Source organism: Neobacillus oceani (assembly GCF_046237595.1).
GTDB classification, from domain to species: domain Bacteria; phylum Bacillota; class Bacilli; order Bacillales; family Cytobacillaceae; genus Bacillus_D; species Bacillus_D oceani.
The window spans coordinates 3,031,638-3,048,214 of the sequence record NZ_CP143543.1 but is presented as its reverse complement, the minus strand read 5'-3'; the positions used below and the strand labels follow the sequence as shown (position 1 = coordinate 3,048,214).

The 16,577-nt window shown below is 48.6% G+C and carries 16 protein-coding genes and 1 other RNA gene; 16 read left to right on the top strand and 1 reads right to left on the bottom strand.

Translation table 11 applies throughout. The annotated features are described in order from the left end of the window. Positions 1-57 precede the first annotated feature (57 nt). Both ssrS and V1499_RS15445 read left to right on the top strand, forming a co-directional pair. A non-coding RNA gene (ssrS, locus tag V1499_RS15450) (6S RNA) lies at positions 58-245 on the top strand. A gap of 512 nt (positions 246-757) precedes the next feature. Continuing rightward, positions 758-1,531 (top strand): ThiF family adenylyltransferase, encoded by a 774-nt coding sequence (locus V1499_RS15445; RefSeq protein ID WP_409270768.1) that lies wholly within the window; start codon positions 758-760, stop codon positions 1,529-1,531. Positions 1,532-1,651: 120 nt separating this feature from the next. Here the strand turns inward: V1499_RS15445 and V1499_RS15440 are convergent, their stop codons facing one another. Further along, positions 1,652-2,923, bottom strand: coding sequence for a replication-associated recombination protein A (locus V1499_RS15440; protein ID WP_409276313.1), 1,272 nt, complete (start codon positions 2,921-2,923; stop codon positions 1,652-1,654). A gap of 188 nt (positions 2,924-3,111) precedes the next feature. On the opposite strand from V1499_RS15440, the gene V1499_RS15435 reads away from it, so the two are divergent. The 14 genes from V1499_RS15435 to V1499_RS15370 all read left to right on the top strand — a co-directional run bounded on the left by V1499_RS15435 (position 3,112) and on the right by V1499_RS15370 (position 16,541). Continuing rightward, positions 3,112-3,792 (top strand): YczE/YyaS/YitT family protein, encoded by a 681-nt coding sequence (locus V1499_RS15435; RefSeq protein ID WP_409270767.1) that lies wholly within the window; start codon positions 3,112-3,114, stop codon positions 3,790-3,792. Further along, a complete protein-coding gene (gene cymR, locus V1499_RS15430) occupies positions 3,789-4,208 on the top strand; it encodes a cysteine metabolism transcriptional regulator CymR (RefSeq protein WP_316571899.1) in 420 nt (139 codons plus the stop codon). Before V1499_RS15435 ends, cymR begins: the two co-directional genes overlap by 4 nt. A 43-nt stretch (positions 4,209-4,251) precedes the next feature. After that, entirely contained in the window at positions 4,252-5,394 is a 1,143-nt protein-coding gene (locus tag V1499_RS15425; protein ID WP_409276312.1) for a cysteine desulfurase family protein, read from the top strand. Positions 5,395-5,502: 108 nt separating this feature from the next. Continuing rightward, positions 5,503-6,660 (top strand): tRNA 2-thiouridine(34) synthase MnmA, encoded by a 1,158-nt coding sequence (gene mnmA / locus V1499_RS15420; protein ID WP_409270766.1) that lies wholly within the window; start codon positions 5,503-5,505, stop codon positions 6,658-6,660. A gap of 152 nt (positions 6,661-6,812) precedes the next feature. Beyond that, positions 6,813-7,478 carry a tetratricopeptide repeat protein gene (locus tag V1499_RS15415; RefSeq protein WP_409270765.1) on the top strand — a complete coding sequence of 222 codons (666 nt, stop codon included), beginning with the start codon at positions 6,813-6,815 and terminating at the stop codon, positions 7,476-7,478. Between the two features lie 39 nt (positions 7,479-7,517). After that, positions 7,518-9,965 (top strand): ATP-dependent RecD-like DNA helicase, encoded by a 2,448-nt coding sequence (locus V1499_RS15410; protein WP_409270764.1) that lies wholly within the window; start codon positions 7,518-7,520, stop codon positions 9,963-9,965. Positions 9,966-10,031: 66 nt separating this feature from the next. After that, positions 10,032-10,508 carry a PRC-barrel domain-containing protein gene (locus tag V1499_RS15405; RefSeq protein ID WP_409270763.1) on the top strand — a complete coding sequence of 159 codons (477 nt, stop codon included), beginning with the start codon at positions 10,032-10,034 and terminating at the stop codon, positions 10,506-10,508. A gap of 12 nt (positions 10,509-10,520) precedes the next feature. Next, positions 10,521-10,712, top strand: coding sequence for a hypothetical protein (locus tag V1499_RS15400; protein ID WP_409270762.1), 192 nt, complete (start codon positions 10,521-10,523; stop codon positions 10,710-10,712). Positions 10,713-10,857: 145 nt separating this feature from the next. Further along, entirely contained in the window at positions 10,858-11,223 is a 366-nt protein-coding gene (locus V1499_RS15395) for a hypothetical protein (protein ID WP_409270761.1), read from the top strand. A gap of 127 nt (positions 11,224-11,350) precedes the next feature. Beyond that, on the top strand, positions 11,351-12,415 hold the full coding sequence (locus tag V1499_RS15390; RefSeq protein ID WP_409276311.1) for an AI-2E family transporter: 1,065 nt from the start codon (positions 11,351-11,353) through the stop codon (positions 12,413-12,415). A gap of 436 nt (positions 12,416-12,851) precedes the next feature. Continuing rightward, positions 12,852-15,485 (top strand): alanine--tRNA ligase, encoded by a 2,634-nt coding sequence (gene alaS, locus V1499_RS15385; RefSeq protein ID WP_409270760.1) that lies wholly within the window; start codon positions 12,852-12,854, stop codon positions 15,483-15,485. Positions 15,486-15,550: 65 nt separating this feature from the next. Beyond that, positions 15,551-15,817 (top strand): IreB family regulatory phosphoprotein, encoded by a 267-nt coding sequence (locus tag V1499_RS15380; protein ID WP_048825694.1) that lies wholly within the window; start codon positions 15,551-15,553, stop codon positions 15,815-15,817. Between the two features lies 1 nt (position 15,818). Next, the gene (ruvX, locus tag V1499_RS15375) at positions 15,819-16,235 is read left to right on the top strand and encodes a Holliday junction resolvase RuvX (RefSeq protein ID WP_409270759.1); all 417 of its coding nucleotides are present in this window, start codon (positions 15,819-15,821) and stop codon (positions 16,233-16,235) included. A 12-nt stretch (positions 16,236-16,247) separates the two neighbouring features. Next, the gene (locus V1499_RS15370; RefSeq protein WP_409270758.1) at positions 16,248-16,541 is read left to right on the top strand and encodes a DUF1292 domain-containing protein; all 294 of its coding nucleotides are present in this window, start codon (positions 16,248-16,250) and stop codon (positions 16,539-16,541) included. Positions 16,542-16,577 lie beyond the last annotated feature (36 nt).

Below are 16,577 nucleotides of genomic sequence, written 5' to 3'. Positions count from 1 at the left end.
CGGTGGCTTGTTTCTTGAAAAATACCAGAATTTTTGGTAAGATGTAATCAATTAAGAAGAGTCCTGAAGTGTACGTTGCATCGCCTAAATGTTTTGACCGAACATTTTTTCTTCGGGAGTCTGCGTTTCCCTGCCGCGCACATGCCCCATACCCGGGGACTTGCAACGACAGTGAACAGGACACCCACCTGCTTTAAGCGGGCCAAAACGAAGGAAATCGGCAACGGCACAAATTTGGGACTCTTCTGCCCTGTTTATAGGAGTATGATTATTGCGCCCGCGGCTTGGATGCCGGGGGCTTTTTGGTGTGTCCGCCATGGGTTGCAATGCGGGGGCATGGGCCAATTTTTACAAAAGCGTACTTTGGTAATATACCGTAATACGGCTAGTAAATGTGTCGGAAATTTGACAGTTTTCGATATTCGCTGAAAAGTGGGGGATATAGCTTGGGAAATTTTCGATATCCGTCCAAAAGTGGGGGATATGTTTGGGGAAATTTTCGATATCCCGGATGAACTCACCGAATTGGGTGCGGAATTCACGTTGATAGCCTGGAACAAACCCGATTTCAGCCTTCGCTTGTCAGATATTCGGGCTTTTACTGACAACCTAAACTGTTTCCACCCGGTTTCCTGTCCAAGCCTTTGTCAACTTTGTACTCGAAATATTTGCTTGCTATTATATGAGGTATGTTATATATTTTTACGGGTAAAAGATACATACGAAACAGTTAAACCTAAATTTTGGGGTGAGTAGAATGCTGCATCAATTTTCGCGAAATGAGCTTGCAATTGGCCAGGAAGGCTTGGATATTTTGAAAAATAGTACAGTGATGGTGCTTGGAATTGGGGGAGTCGGGTCATTCTCCGCGGAGGCGCTGGCAAGGTCCGGAGTTGGCCGCCTTATCCTTATTGATAAGGATGTTGTTGATATTACAAACGTCAACCGGCAGGTGATCGCGCTTCTGTCAACAGTCGGAAAACCAAAAGCGGACCTTATGAAGGAGCGGATTGCCGACATTAACCCGGATTGCGAAGTTATTTCTCTCAAAATGTTTTACACGGAAGAAACGTATGAGGAAGTGTTTGCGTACAAGCCGGATTTTGTCATCGATGCCTCTGATACGATTATGTATAAAATCCATCTAATTAAAGAGTGCCAAAAGCGCGGAATCCCGATGATCTCAAGCATGGGCGCGGCTAATAAAATGGACCCGACCCGCTTTAAAATCGCCGATATTTTCAAAACACATACCGACCCGATTGCGAAAGTGATCAGGACGAAGCTAAGGAAGGAAGGCATCCGAAAGGGGATCCCGGTCGTGTTTTCCGATGAAAGCCCGATCGTTATCCGCGAAGATGTCCGGAAAGTGGTCGGAAATGACAAGGCGGAAATCCGGAAAGCGCAAATGCCGCCGTCATCAAACGCTTTCGTTCCTTCGGTTGCGGGACTGATCATGGCGAGCTATGTAGTCGGCGAGCTTTTGAAGGATATTAAAATCGAGCGGGTTGCCGATGCCGGCGAAAAGTGACAGCCGGGTCAGCGTTGTGAAAAATGAATAAAAAGAAATCCCCCGGCCGCTCCGGGGGATTTTTCAAGTTGGGAAAATTTTCGCCGTACGCCCCCATTTTGGGGCAATTTTTCGGCAAAATTATTTATTTCCGTTCAGTTTTTCATAGACAGATGCAAAAGCCTGTTCAAATTTGCTGTTCTTTTTCGGAACGTAATATTTTTTGTTTTTTATCCGGTCAGGCAAATACTTCTGGCGGACCCAGCCGGATTCATAATCATGCGGGTAGAGGTAATCGATGCCCCGGCCTAGTTCTTTCGCGCCTTTGTAATGGGCATCCTTCAGATGGTCGGGCACTTCCCCCGATATGCCTTTCCGTATATCAGCGAGCGCCGAGTCAATCGCCATGATGGCTGAATTCGATTTCGGTGACAGGCAAAGCTCGATGACCGCATTGGCAAGGGGAATTCGCGCTTCTGGAAAGCCGATCCGTTCGGCGGTTTCAATTGCCGAAAGCGTACGAGCTCCTGCCTGCGGGTTTGCGAGCCCGACATCTTCATAGGCAATCACAAGAAGGCGCCTCGCGATGCTTGGCAGGTCGCCCGCTTCAATGAGCCTGCCTAGATAATGAAGGGCGGCGTTCACATCGCTGCCGCGGATTGACTTTTGAAATCCGGATAAAACATCGTAATGGGCATCACCGTCTTTGTCATGGACGAAGCTCTTCTTCTGGAGGCATTCCTCGGCGGTTTTCAGGTCGATATGGATTACTTCATTTGCGTCCGGCTCTGTCGAAAGTGCAGCTAGCTCCACCGCATTCAGGGAGCTGCGCACATCCCCGCCCGACCCTTTTGAAAAGTGCTCAAGGGCATCGCTGTCCATTTCGATCTTCAATGATCCGAGGCCGCGCTCTTCGTCCTCCAATGCGATGAAAATCGCTTTTTTTATATCGTCCGGATCGAGCGGTTTCAATTCGAAAATTTGGCATCTGCTCCGGATGGCCGGGTTGATGCTATGGTATGGGTTGCTCGTCGTCGCGCCAATCATCGTGATCATCCCGTTTTCCAAATAAGGGAGGAGGAAGTCCTGCTTTGCCTTGTCCAGGCGGTGCACCTCGTCGAGGAGAAGGATGACCTTCCCCGACATTTTTGCTTCGGCTGCGACGATTTCCATGTCTTTTTTATTGTTTGTTACGGCGTTCAGTGTCCTGAATGCGTAACGGGTACTTCCGGCTATCGCGCTTGCGATCGATGTTTTTCCAATACCGGGAGGCCCATACAGGATCATTGAGGATAACTGTTTCGCCTTTACCATTCTTGATATAATTTTCCCCTCGCCAACGAGGTGCTCTTGTCCGCAGACTTCTTCCAATGTCCTAGGCCGCATCCTGTAAGCAAGCGGTTTTTGCTGCATCATTGTCCATCTCTCCAATTAGAAAGTCTATCTATAAGTGTATCATGCGGGCGGCCGGGCCACCAAGGCTGAATGTTTGTGGGGCTAATGCATATTGCCTGCCAGTATGCTATAATTTGAAAAGCCTATAAACTTACTATGAATTATGACATCGTGATTATTTTTCAACAACACAAAGGGGTACTTTGATGTTCAAAAAAAGGAAGGGCCAATTGGGACCCAGGTTCGCGATTTATACAGTCGGGCTCCTGATTATGTCCCTTGGGGTGGTTTTGCTCATAAAAAGCGGCTCGGGAGCTTCACCCTGGGATGTTTTTCATGTTGGCCTATATTATCATTTCGGCCTGACTGTCGGAACCTGGTCAATTATAGTGGGGGTTGCCATACTTGCGGCCGCTGCGTTTATTTCTCGTGAATTTCCCCATATCGGGGCTTTTTTGAATATGATCTTAGTCGGGATATTTATCGATATTTATATGTTACTTCCATTCCTTCAGGAGCCTTCGGGTTTTTTGGGCCAAGTCGTTATGTTCAGCAGCGGACTTCTTCTTATGGGGTATGGAATGGGCATTTATATTTCAGCTAGCCTTGGAACGGGCCCGAGGGACAGCCTGATGGCCGCTATTATTGGCAAGACCGGCTGGAAGGTGAGGAATGTCAGGGGCGCGATTGAATTGATTGTTCTAATTATCGGCTGGAGGCTTGGCGGCCCGGTAAGCTGGGGGACAATCGCTTTTTGTATCGCGATCGGCCCGCTTGCGGGCATTGCCTTGCCGCAATGCTTTGCGCTGACTGACGGGATTTTGGAAAAATTGAGAGGCACGCAATCGAAAAATGCTGTGCCAATAGATAGGAGTGCGGGATTTTGAGGATTTCAACTAAAGGGCGTTACGGACTTACAATCATGATTGAGCTTGCGAAAAAGCATGGGGAAGGGCCTGTTTCCTTAAAGACGATTGCCCAGGCCAATGACTTGTCCGAGCATTATCTGGAACAATTGATTGCCCCCCTAAGGAATGCAGGCCTTGTAAAAAGCATAAGGGGCGCATATGGCGGTTACTTGCTCGGAAGGGATCCGGGCGAAATTACATCCGGCGATATCATCCGTGTCCTTGAAGGGCCGATTACGCCAGTAGAAGGAATTGAAGATGAAGAGCCTGCGAAACGGGAACTTTGGACAAGAATCAGGGATGCCATCAAGGACGTTCTTGACAGTACGACACTCGAAGACCTGGCGAACCATTCAGATGACGGTAACCAGGATTCTTATATGTTTTATATTTAATGGAACAATAGGGTAAAGACCCTTAATGATGAAAGGTGATAAGATGGAACGGATTTATTTGGACCATGCCGCCACTTCTCCAATGCACCCAAAGGTGATCGAGAGGATGTCAGAAACAATGGGGACGCTGTTTGGAAACCCATCGAGCATCCACTCCTTCGGCAGGGAAGCAAGGCGCCAGCTTGATGAAGCGAGGCAGACAATCGCGTCCAGCATCGGGGCCAAGGCGAACGAAATCATTTTTACAAGCGGAGGAACGGAAGCTGACAATATGGCTATCCTTGGGGCCGTGGAAGCCTCAAGCGATAAAGGCCGGCATATCATTACGTCTTCTATCGAGCACCATGCCGTTCTGCACGCCTGCATGAGGCTTGAGAAGCTTGGCTTTGATGTGACCTATTTGCCTGTCGATGAGGAAGGCCGGGTTTCCGTTACCGATGTTGAAAAGGCTTTACGTGATGATACAATTCTTGTGACGATCATGTATGCGAACAATGAAGTCGGGACAATCCAGCCGATTGAAGAAATCGGACGGCTTCTTGCCGGGCATCAGGCTCTGTTCCATACCGATGCAGTTCAGGCTTTCGGGCTTTTGAAGCTCGATGTCAACACTGCCGGAGTGGATATGCTGTCTGTATCCGCGCATAAGCTGAATGGGCCAAAAGGGATTGGGTTCCTTTTTGCAAAAGAAGGAATCAAGCTTGCTCCGCGATCATTCGGGGGCGAACAGGAACGGAAGCGCCGCGCCGGGACCGAAAACCTTGTATCGATAGAGGGTTTCAGGGAAGCTGTGATGGTTAACCGCGAGAATTTGGAGGAAAAGGCGGAAGCGTATGTGCGCTTTAAAAAAATGTTCATGGATATTCTTGAAGAAGAGTCAGTCACGTTCAAATTGAATGGTTCTCTTGCCGATTCAGTCCCCCATATAGTAAACTTGAGTTTTCCCGGCACAAATGTGGAAGCGATGCTCGTCAACCTTGACCTTGCCGGTATAGCCGCTTCAAGCGGGTCAGCCTGCACGGCGGGCTCGATTGAACCGTCACACGTACTTGTCGCCATGTTCGGAAAAGACTCGGAACGGATTGTGAATTCCATCCGGTTCAGCTTCGGGCTTGGCACGACGGAAGAGATGGTTGAGAAGGCAGCGCGCGAAACGGCGCTGATCGTCAAACGGTTGCGAGGTTAGCTATAAATCGTATTTGTTTAGGGATTGCTTTTAAAAAAATCATTCAGGCTGGGCTGATTCCCGGCCTTTTTATCCCATTCTTAACGGAGTGGAATAAACAAGCTCCCGATGAGAGGAGTTCACTTTATAAAAAGTGTGGTGAAAAGGATGGAAAGGAAAGATCCTAAAAATACACGGGTTGTCGTCGGCATGTCGGGTGGAGTGGACTCATCCGTGGCGGCGCTGATTTTAAAACAGCAGGGCTACGATGTCATCGGGATTTTCATGAAAAACTGGGACGATACCGATGAAAATGGCGTCTGCACAGCAACCGAGGATTACGAAGATGTCATCCGGGTCTGCAACCAAATCGGCATACCGTATTATGCCGTCAATTTTGAAAAACAATATTGGGACAAGGTGTTTACCTACTTCCTTGATGAATACAAGGCGGGCAGGACGCCAAACCCTGATGTCATGTGCAACAAAGAAATAAAGTTCAAGGCGTTCCTTGAGCATGCGATGCAGCTTGGGGCGGATTATCTCGCGACAGGGCATTACGCTCAGGTCGCATTCAGGGACGGCGAATACAAAATGCTTCGCGGCCTTGATGAAAACAAGGACCAGACCTATTTTTTGAATCAGCTCACACAGGCACAGCTGAGCAAAGTCATGTTCCCGATCGGCAGCCTTGAGAAGTCCGATGTCCGGAAGCTTGCGGCTGAGGCCGGCCTTGCGACCGCGGCGAAGAAAGACAGCACGGGCATTTGTTTTATCGGAGAACGGAATTTTAAGGAATTCCTTGGCCAATATCTTCCCGCCCAGCCAGGCAATATGGAAACGATGGACGGCGAAGTGAAAGGCAGGCATGACGGCTTGATGTACTACACGATTGGCCAGCGCCATGGGCTTGGCATTGGCGGACAGGGCGATCCGTGGTTCGTCATCGGCAAGGATTTAAAGAGGAATGTCCTTTATGTCGGCCAAGGGTTCCACAATGAACTCCTTTATTCCGATTCCATAATCGCGGACAATGTTAGCTGGGTTTCCGATGTGGCAAAGGCTCAGGAATTTGAATGTACAGCCAAATTCCGCTACCGCCAAGAGGATAATAAAGTTACCGTCCGCCTTATGGAAGGCAATAAGGTGGAGGTTCTGTTCCATGAGCCAATCCGGGCTGTCACTCCGGGGCAGGCGGCCGTATTTTACAACGGCGATGAATGCATCGGCGGCGGGACGATTGGCGATGTTTACCGGAACGGCCAAAAGCTTGATTATGTAGGATGAGCCGCTTACTTCTACGACTATACAGACACCCGATTCCCTTTAAGGGGGGACGGGTGTTTTTGTTTGCTATAATTGCGTTTCCCGCTTGTTAAAATACGAAGAAAATTCCCCGGATAGTGTGGTATACTTTCACGTGACGGAGAGTGATATTGATGGATAAAAACCTAAAAGGAATTGAATTGATGCAGGCCGGGAAATGGGAAGAAGCAGCCATGGCCTTCAATGAAGCAATTGAGGAAAATCCGGGGGATCCGGTCGCATACATTAATTTCGGCAACCTTCTCGCCGTAACGGGAGATGAAGAGCGGGCGTTTAAATTTTTCCAAAAGGCGCTTGATCTGGACGAGAACGCGGCAGCAGCCTACTACAGCATAGGAGCGATCCATTATAACAATAGCCGTTTTGATCAGGCGAAAGGAATGTTCGAGGCGGCCATGAAAAAAGGGCTCGACAGCAGCGACAATTACTTTATGCTCGGGATGTCAGTCGCCCAGCTCGGAAATAAGCGTCTTGCACTTCCCTACTTGCAGCGGAGCACAGAGCTTGCACCTGACGATGTGGATGCCCGATTCCAGTACGGCCTTTGCCTAGCGGAAGAAGGCAGGATCGACCTGGCAATCCCGCAGTTTGAAGAATGCATCAGACTTGTGCCTGACCATGCAGATGGCTACTACAATCTTGGGGTCGCGTTCGCGTTTCAGGAGCAGACTGGCAGGGCGCTTGAAATGTTGAATGAGGCAATCAGGATTGACCCCGGGCACGAGATGGCCCTAAGTGTGAAAAATTTCATTGAAGATGCAATGAATAAAGAAAATTAACTTTCTGTTTGGACGACTTTGTTTGAAGGAGGGATGGTTATGGACCAACAGAATTCTCTAGACCTGTTTTCAGAGCAGGGGAAGTTTGTAAAAGGAAGGCCGATCGTAACGATTTTTCACAATGAAACGAACCTGTATACGGTCGCAAGGATCAGGGTTGATGATACGAATGACACGTATGAAGACAGGGAAGCCGTGGTCACCGGTTATTTCCCGAAGCTACATGACCAGGAAACCTATCTTTTCTACGGTGAATTCAAGGACCATCCGAAATTTGGCCTTCAATTTCAGGCTACCCATTTCCGTAAGGATATCCCTCAGTCCAAACAAGGGGTCATTGCCTATTTGTCGAGTGAAATATTCAAGGGAATCGGCCGAAAAACGGCTGAAAGCATTGTGGAAGTCCTTGGCGAGAATGCAATTTCCCGGATTTTGAACGAACCCTCTCTTCTTGACTCCATCCCAAGGCTGCCGCCGGACAAGGCGAAAATGCTCTATGATACGCTGATGGAGCACCAGGGGCTTGAACAGGTTATGGTAGCCCTCAACCAATATGGGTTCGGGCCGCAGTTGTCTATGAAAATCTACCAGGTTTACAAAGAAGCGACAATTGACATTATCCAGAAGAATCCTTACCAGCTTGTTGAGGATATTGAGGGCATCGGCTTCGGCCGGGCGGATGAGCTTGGATACCAGCTTGGTATATCTGGAAACCATCCAGACAGGATCAAAGCCGCGTGCCTCTATACGCTTGAAACCGAAAGCATGCAGGCTGGCCATGTCTATTTGGAAGCCCGTGACTTGTTGGAAAAAGTAAAGGCGCTTCTAGAGGAAAATCAGCGGGATGTCATCGGCTATAACGATATAACCACCGAGCTGATCAAACTAGAGGAAGAAGGAAAAGTGGCTGGTGAAGGCCAGCGCGTCTATTTGCCATCCCTTTATTTTTCTGAAAAAGGCCTTGTGACAAATATAAAACGGATTCTCGAACAGAAAGATTACAGCGCCCAGTTTCCGGAGTCCGAATTCCTGCTCGCTCTTGGCGAGCTTGAGGAACGTCTTGGAGTTGAGTACGCCCCATCACAAAAGGAAGCGATTCAGACTGCGATCCAGTCACCAATGATGATTCTGACAGGCGGGCCTGGAACCGGGAAAACGACTGTCATTAAAGGGATTGTTGAGCTTTATGCCGAACTACACGGCTGCTCGCTCGATCCTAAGGATTACATGAAAAAAGATGAAGCTTTTCCGATACTTCTCGCGGCGCCGACTGGAAGGGCCGCGAAGCGGATGAGCGAATCGACTGGCTTGCCGGCAGTCACCATCCACAGGCTCCTTGGTTTCAATGGCAGCGAAGGATTCAGCCATGATGAAGAGTCGTCGCTTGAAGGAAAGCTTCTAATCGTCGATGAAACATCCATGGTCGATGTTTGGCTAGCGAATCAGCTGTTCAAGGCGCTTCCGGAATCAATCCAGGTCATCCTTGTTGGCGATGAAGACCAGCTCCCTTCTGTCGGCCCTGGCCAGGTGCTGAAGGACTTGCTCCGTTCGGAACGGATCCCGACGGTCAGGCTGACGGATATTTACAGGCAGGCGGAAGGTTCATCCATCATCCGCCTCGCCCATGAAATTAAAAACGGAAGCCTTCCAGCCGACCTTTCCGCGCAGCAGCCGGACAGGTCGTTCATCAAATGCAATGGAAACCAGCTTGCCCAGGTTGTCGAAAAAGTCGCTGCCAATGCCCGGAAAAAAGGCTACCATGCCCGGGATATCCAAGTGCTGGCCCCGATGTATAAAGGGCCAGCTGGAATCGACAGGCTCAATGTCATCCTCCAGGAATTATTCAATCCGAACCCTGATGGCAAGAGGAAAGAGCTTGCGTTTGGCGATGTGAAATACAGAATCGGCGATAAGGTTCTGCAGCTTGTCAATCAGCCGGAAAGCAATGTATTTAATGGCGATATCGGTGAAATTGTGTCGATTTTTTACGCGAAGGAAAATACCGAAAAACAGGATATGGCCATCATTTCCTTTGACGGAATAGAAGTCACATATACCCGGCAGGATTTGAACCAAATCACGCATGCATATTGCTGTTCCGTCCATAAAGCGCAAGGAAGCGAGTTTCCGATTGTCATCTTGCCGATTACCCGCAGCTACTACCGGATGCTGCGCAGGAACCTGATCTATACAGCGATTACCCGGAGCAGGCAGTTCCTTATCCTCTGCGGCGAGGAAGATGCGTTCCGGCTTGGAGTAGAACGGAATGATGAACAAACAAGGCAGACAACGCTTGCCGAAAAGCTAACGGAAGCAATCGAATTGGATTCGCCGGAAAGCAGCGCTGGGGATGGTACAGATTTTGCCGCTGAAAATGAGGTTTTTGAAGAGCGTGTCCCTTATGGCAGGGCGTCACTTGAAGAAGTGCTGATGGACACTGATCCGCTTATCGGCATGGAAAACGTTACCCCTTATGATTTCATGTGATTTGCTGAAACTATAAAGGACTTGCAGCCCGTCTTGGGTAAGATCTTCTGAAAGGCGGGGGAAACCTTGAGGACATTTGGATTAATGAAAGGCCTCCCCGTCATTTCGGAAAAAAGCGGGGAACATCTCGGCGCTGTTTTGGATTTGGTTATCGAGGGGGATAAAGTGCTAGGGGTCCTTGTAAAAAAGGGAACCTTCCTGAAGCAGACGCAGTTTCTTGGAATTGGTTCAATCACATCGATTGGGCCGGACGGTATCATTATCCCATCTCACGACTGCCTTGAGCGGAATGGAAAAGAAAAAGAAGGCTACACACTGTCCCATCATAGTCCGCTTGCGGGTAAAATGGTCCTGTCGGAGGACGGCGATTCACTCGGGCTTTTGAATGACGTATATTTTTTGGAAGAAGTGGGCACAATCGTAGGGTACGAACTATCGGATGGATTCTTTTCGGACCTGCAGGAAGGCAAAAAAGTCATTAAACCGTGCGGCCCGCCGGCAATTGGAAAGGATGCCATCATCGTAAATCCCGACACTACGTGAGGTGCCTTTCCTATGTTCAGCTGTCCAAACTGCCAAAGCAAGGATATTGGTAAAATCGGCATCAATCAGTATTACTGCTGGAACTGCTTTATCGAGCTGTCCCTTGCAAAAGGGTTCATCCATACCCACCAGGTTGAAGAGGATGGAACGTTGAGTTCGCTTGATGACCTTTTTGATGAAAATGAACGCCGTTATTCAAGCTGAAGCCGGGGCCGAATCCCGGCTTTTTGTATTAATTAGGATGTTGGATTTGTGACAAAGATTTGCCGTAAAGCCGAAAAGGAGTCGCACAAATTCGTTTGAGTGACATTGTCGTGTCAAAAATCGAAAAGGAAGTCACTCAAACCCGTTGAGTGACATTGTTCGGGCAAAATTCGAAAAGGAAGTCACTCAAACCCCGTTGAGTGACATTGTCGTGTCAAAAATCGAAAAGGAAGTCACTCAAACCCCGTTGAGTGACATTGTTCGGGCAAAATTCGAAGAGGAAGTCACTCAAACCCCGTTTAGTGACATTGTCGGGGCAATTTCGGAAAAGGAAGTCACTCAAACCCCGTTTAGTGACATTGTCGGGGTAAAATCGGAAAAGGAAGTCACTCAAACCCCGATAAGTGACATTGTCGGGGCAAAATCGGAAAAGGAAGTCACTCAAATCCCGTTGAGTGACATTTTCGGGGCAAAATCGGAAATGGAAGTCACTCAAATCTCCCCTGAATGAAAAAAGTTGCCATGCGTTGATAAACCCCCGAAATCCACTACTCACCCTACCCAAAAAACCACCAAAATTAACAAGGCATAAACACGCCCCTTCCTTCAAAAACTAGCGGGGAAGGAGGCTGGCAATGATGAACATCCAAATGAAATGGGTTTACCGGATTGTTTTTTTCCTCCTGCTGCTGTCGACTATTTTCGTATTGATGAAGCTGAAACCATTTTGGATACCGGCCGCGCGGGTATTGGGGCATTTGCTTGTTCCATTTTTGACAGCAGGATTTATTACATATTTGCTCCATCCGGTGGTGGAGAAGTTGCATGTACGCGGAGTCCACAGGGGCATCGCTGTTTTGCTCATTTATATCATTTTTTTCGGGGGCCTTGGGCTTGCCCTTTACAAGGGTATTCCGGCCTTTGTATCGCAAATACAGGAACTTTCCGCAAGCGCACCGGATTTTGCCAACCATTACAGAGGAATGATCGCCAGCCTTGAGGAAAAAACAAAAGCTTGGCCAACAGGCATGCAGGAAAGGGTCGACAGGGGAATTACGGGAGCGGAAGAAAAGGTGAACAGCCTTTTTGATTTCGTTATCGGGGGGCTTGCGTCCTTTACCGACTCAATCCTGACAATCGCTGTCATCCCTTTTATCGCTTTTTATATGCTAAAGGACTACACTCTTTTGAAAAAAACCGCTTGGTATTTAACGCCAAATAAATGGCGGCGGCAAGGAATCCGCTTTCTTCGCGACGTCGATGAATCGCTCGGGGGCTACATCAGGGGCCAGCTATTGGTCTGCACAATCATGGGCGTGATTTCCTCGCTTCTGTTCTGGCTATTCGGGCTCCGTTTCCCGCTCTTGCTGGGGCTGGTCGTCGCGCTGACAAATGTCATCCCTTATTTCGGGCCAATTATCGGGGCGATTCCGGCTGTCGTTATTGCTGCATCTTCTTCCGTCAAACTGATATTCATCACCTTAGGAATTGTGTTTACCCTGCAGTTTATTGAAGGGAATATTTTATCGCCGTATATCGTCGGCAAAAGCCTCCATATGCATCCGTTGTTAATCATGATGGCTTTGCTTGCCGGAGGGGAAATAGGGGGAGTCGCCGGGCTGATTCTTGCAGTGCCAATCCTGGCCATATTAAAAGTCGCTGTCCTGCATGCGATCGCCATTTTCGTAAGTGGTCCGGGCTGATTCTTGCAGTGCCAATCCTGGCCATATTAAAAGTCGCCGTCCTGCTTATCATTATGAATTTAGCAAGCAGACCACGCTATCCTGAAAAACCCTTTTTAACTGAATTGACAAACGTGTTTGGCATCGCTATAATGCTTGCTATAGATGAAATTTGTATCGGATAACATGATGATGGATCGAGTATGTCATTTGCAATCCAACCGCATTCCGCGGACAGAGAGGGCTTCCTTGGCTGGAAGAGGCCCGGGGTGAACGATGGCAGAAGGCTAATCCTGAGTGCAGCTAACCACTGCCGTTATGCCGCGTTAAGGCAGCATTGAGAGATGGGTGGAATTTTGCGCCCATAATCAGGGTGGTACCGCGAGGCAAGCTCTCGTCCCTGTCCAGGGATGAGGGCTTTTTTGTGTTCATTTAAAAATTTTAAGGAGGCATTGCAATGAAACAACTAACAGGTTCTCAAATTAGGAAAATGTTTTTGGACTTTTTCCAGGAAAAAAACCATCACGTGGAGCCAAGCGCATCGCTTGTTCCTCATGACGACCCATCGCTTCTATGGATCAACAGCGGCGTTGCGACGCTGAAGAAATACTTCGATGGGCGTGTCATACCGGATAATCCAAGAATCACAAATGCCCAGAAGTCAATCCGAACGAATGATATTGAGAACGTCGGAAAAACGGCGCGCCACCACACGTTCTTTGAAATGCTCGGAAACTTTTCAATTGGCGAGTATTTTAAGGAAGAAGCGATCGAGTGGGCCTGGGAGTTCCTCACTTCGGAAAAATGGATTGGTTTTGACCCGGAAAAATTGTCTGTAACCGTTCATCCGGAAGACCATGAAGCGTATGAGTATTGGAATAAGAAGATTGGGATTCCTGAAGAGCGGATCATTCGCCTGGAGGGGAATTTCTGGGATATCGGCGAAGGCCCAAGCGGACCAAATACGGAAATCTTCTATGACAGGGGACCGGAGTACGGCGATGACTCAAATGATCCGGAGCTATTCCCAGGCGGGGAAAACGACCGTTATCTCGAAGTTTGGAACCTTGTGTTCTCGCAATTCAACCACAATCCCGATGGAACGTATACTCCGCTTCCGAAGAAAAATATTGATACCGGGATGGGGCTTGAGCGGATGGCTTCGGTTGTCCAAAATGTTCCAACCAACTTCGATACAGACCTGTTCATCCCGATCATCAGGTCGACCGAGGAAATTTCCGGAGCAAAATATGGCGAAAACAAAGAAACCGATGTGGCATTCAAGGTTATCGCAGACCATATCCGGACTGTTTCGTTTGCCGTTGGCGACGGCGCGCTCCCATCAAATGAAGGTCGTGGCTATGTCCTTAGGCGGCTTCTCCGGCGCGCAGTCAGGTACGCGAAGCAAATCGGCATCAACCGGCCGTTCATGTATGAACTCGTTCCTGTTGTCGGGGAAATTATGCACGATTTCTATCCTGAAGTGAAGGATAAACAGGAATTTATTCAAAAGGTAATAAAAAATGAAGAGGAACGCTTCCATGAAACCCTTCATGAAGGCCTTGCCATCCTTGAATCCGTTATGAAAAAAGAAAAAGAAAAAGGCAGTTCGGTCATTTCGGGAGCTGATGTATTCAGGCTGTATGACACATACGGATTCCCGGTTGAACTGACGGAAGAGTACGCGGAAGAGAGCGGAATGACCGTTGACCATAACGGTTTTGAGCAAGAAATGGAAGCACAGAGGGAACGCGCGCGCTCAGCAAGGCAGGATGTGGAGTCGATGCAGGTTCAGAGCGGGGTTCTTGGTGAAATTATAGACGAAAGCGACTTTGTCGGCTATGAAGAGCTTGAAACGCAGTCTACTGTTTTGGCTATCGTGAAAGACGGTGAACTCACTGAAGAGGCATCAGCCGGGGAAGAAGTCCAATTTATTCTCGATAAAACGCCATTCTATGCTGAGAGCGGCGGACAGATTGCCGACCAGGGATATGTAATTGGCGATGGGGTAAAGGTATTCGTAAAGGATGTTAAGAAAGCGCCAAATGGCCAGAACCTCCACCGTGCCATCGTTGAAGAAGGCAAACTGAAGAAGGGCCAACGTGTAGTTGCCGCGGTGAACAGGGAAAACAGGGAGAAAATCATCAAAAACCACACTGCCACCCACCTCCTGCACCAGGCATTGAAGGATGTTCTTGGAACGCACGTCAACCAGGCAGGTTCACTAGTTGAAGCGGACCGCCTACGTTTTGACTTCTCACATTTCGGCCAGGTTAAGCCAGAGGAACTCGAGCAAGTTGAAAAAATCGTCAACGAAAAAATTTGGCAGAACATTTCGGTTGATATCTCGCTTAAGCCGATTGCTGAAGCAAAAGCAATGGGGGCGATGGCGCTGTTCGGTGAAAAATACGGGGACATTGTCCGCGTTGTAAAAGTGGGCGACTATAGCCTTGAATTGTGCGGCGGCTGCCACGTTCCGAATACGTCTGTCATCGGACTGTTCAAAATAGCTGCGGAGAGCGGCATCGGCGCGGGGATCAGAAGGATTGAGGCCGTTACCGGCGAGGGAGCTTACACGCTGCTGAACAGCCAGGTTGATCTTTTAAAAGAAGCCGCTGAAAAGCTCAAAGCAAATCCGAAAGATATTTCTTCAAGGATTGACGGCCTATTGTCTGAAATGAAACACCTTCAGCGCGAAAATGAATCCCTGTCCGCAAAGTTGGCCAATATCGAAGCTGGCAACCTTTCATCCAAGGCGAAGGAAGTAAACGGGGTAACACTTCTTTCAGCGAGCGTCCAGGGGCAGGATATGGCAGGGCTTCGCGGTATGGCCGATGACCTGAAGCAGAAGCTAGGTTCGGCAATTATTGTCCTTGGCAGCACGAATGAAGGCAAGGTCAACCTCATCGCCGCTGTGACGGAAGATCTTATCGGCAAGGGTTACCATGCTGGCAAGCTTGTAAAAGAAGTTGCCTCAAGGTGCGGAGGCAGCGGAGGCGGGCGCCCTGACATGGCGCAGGCAGGAGGAAAAGATCCGTCGAAACTTGATGGCGCTCTCCAGTATGCGGAGGAATGGGTTAAATCAATTTGATAATCATGGCAATTAGTGTAGAATAAACATATTACATCCTATTTCCAAAGGCGAGGTGCATGCATATGAGCTCATTGGACAAGACGATGAGATTCAATTTTCCTGAAGAGCCATTTGAACATGATGTAGACGAAGTCCTTTTCCAAGTGCACGAAGCGCTTCAGGAAAAAGGGTACAACCCAATCAATCAGATAGTCGGCTATCTTCTGTCGGGCGACCCTGCATACATCCCGCGCCATAAGGATGCCCGCAACATCATCAGGAAACTTGAGCGGGATGAAATCATTGAAGTGCTTGTTAAATTTTATTTGAAGCAAAAGCGCGGAGGCTGATATGCGGATTTTGGGACTGGACGTCGGCTCAAAAACGGTCGGCGTCGCCCTCAGCGATGAATTCGGATGGACCGCGCAAGGTCTGGAAACAATTAAGATCGATGAGGAAAAAAATGAGTTTGGTTTTGAGCGTTTAGGTCAATTACTAAAAGAGTATGGCGTCGAGCAGGTAGTCATTGGCCTACCGAAAAATATGAATGGAACGATTGGCCCGCGGGCTGAAGCGAGCAAGCGCTATGCGGAAGAAGTTGAAAGACTCTTTTCCGTGCCAACCGTCCTTTGGGACGAGCGCCTTAGCACGATGGCCGCGGAACGCGTTTTACTCGAGGCGGATGTGAGCCGGAAAAAGCGTAAAAAAGTCATTGATAAGATGGCTGCCACGATGATCTTGCAAGGATATCTAGATAGTAAAAAGTGAAGGGTGAAGAACATGGAACACGGAGATAACCAGATTGTAGTAGTAGACGAAAACGGCAATGAACAATTATACGAAATCCTTTATACATTTGAATCAGAGGAATTCGAAAAATCCTACGTGCTATACTATGCTGCAGGGGCGGATGACAGCGACGATGAGGAAATAGAGATCCATGCTTCCTCTTTTATCCCGGGCGCCGAAGGAAAAGCCGGCGATCTGTTGCCAATCGAAACGGATGAAGAGTGGGACATGATTGAGGAAGTATTGAACACATTCCTTGATGAGCAAGAAGATCACGAAGACTAATAAAAGGTTGGGGCCGGCTTGCCGGCTCCTCTTTTT

Coding starts and splice junctions, on each gene's coding strand:
- V1499_RS15445 (WP_409270768.1), top strand. CDS start 758: ATGCTGCATCAATTTTCGCGAAATGAGCTTGCAATTGGCCAGGAAGGC.
- V1499_RS15440 (WP_409276313.1), bottom strand. CDS start 2,923: ATGCAGCAAAAACCGCTTGCTTACAGGATGCGGCCTAGGACATTGGAA.
- V1499_RS15435 (WP_409270767.1), top strand. CDS start 3,112: ATGTTCAAAAAAAGGAAGGGCCAATTGGGACCCAGGTTCGCGATTTAT.
- V1499_RS15425 (WP_409276312.1), top strand. CDS start 4,252: ATGGAACGGATTTATTTGGACCATGCCGCCACTTCTCCAATGCACCCA.
- mnmA (WP_409270766.1), top strand. CDS start 5,503: ATGAGAGGAGTTCACTTTATAAAAAGTGTGGTGAAAAGGATGGAAAGG.
- V1499_RS15415 (WP_409270765.1), top strand. CDS start 6,813: ATGGATAAAAACCTAAAAGGAATTGAATTGATGCAGGCCGGGAAATGG.
- V1499_RS15410 (WP_409270764.1), top strand. CDS start 7,518: ATGGACCAACAGAATTCTCTAGACCTGTTTTCAGAGCAGGGGAAGTTT.
- V1499_RS15400 (WP_409270762.1), top strand. CDS start 10,521: ATGTTCAGCTGTCCAAACTGCCAAAGCAAGGATATTGGTAAAATCGGC.
- V1499_RS15390 (WP_409276311.1), top strand. CDS start 11,351: ATGAACATCCAAATGAAATGGGTTTACCGGATTGTTTTTTTCCTCCTG.
- alaS (WP_409270760.1), top strand. CDS start 12,852: ATGAAACAACTAACAGGTTCTCAAATTAGGAAAATGTTTTTGGACTTT.
- V1499_RS15380 (WP_048825694.1), top strand. CDS start 15,551: ATGAGCTCATTGGACAAGACGATGAGATTCAATTTTCCTGAAGAGCCA.
- ruvX (WP_409270759.1), top strand. CDS start 15,819: ATGCGGATTTTGGGACTGGACGTCGGCTCAAAAACGGTCGGCGTCGCC.
- V1499_RS15370 (WP_409270758.1), top strand. CDS start 16,248: ATGGAACACGGAGATAACCAGATTGTAGTAGTAGACGAAAACGGCAAT.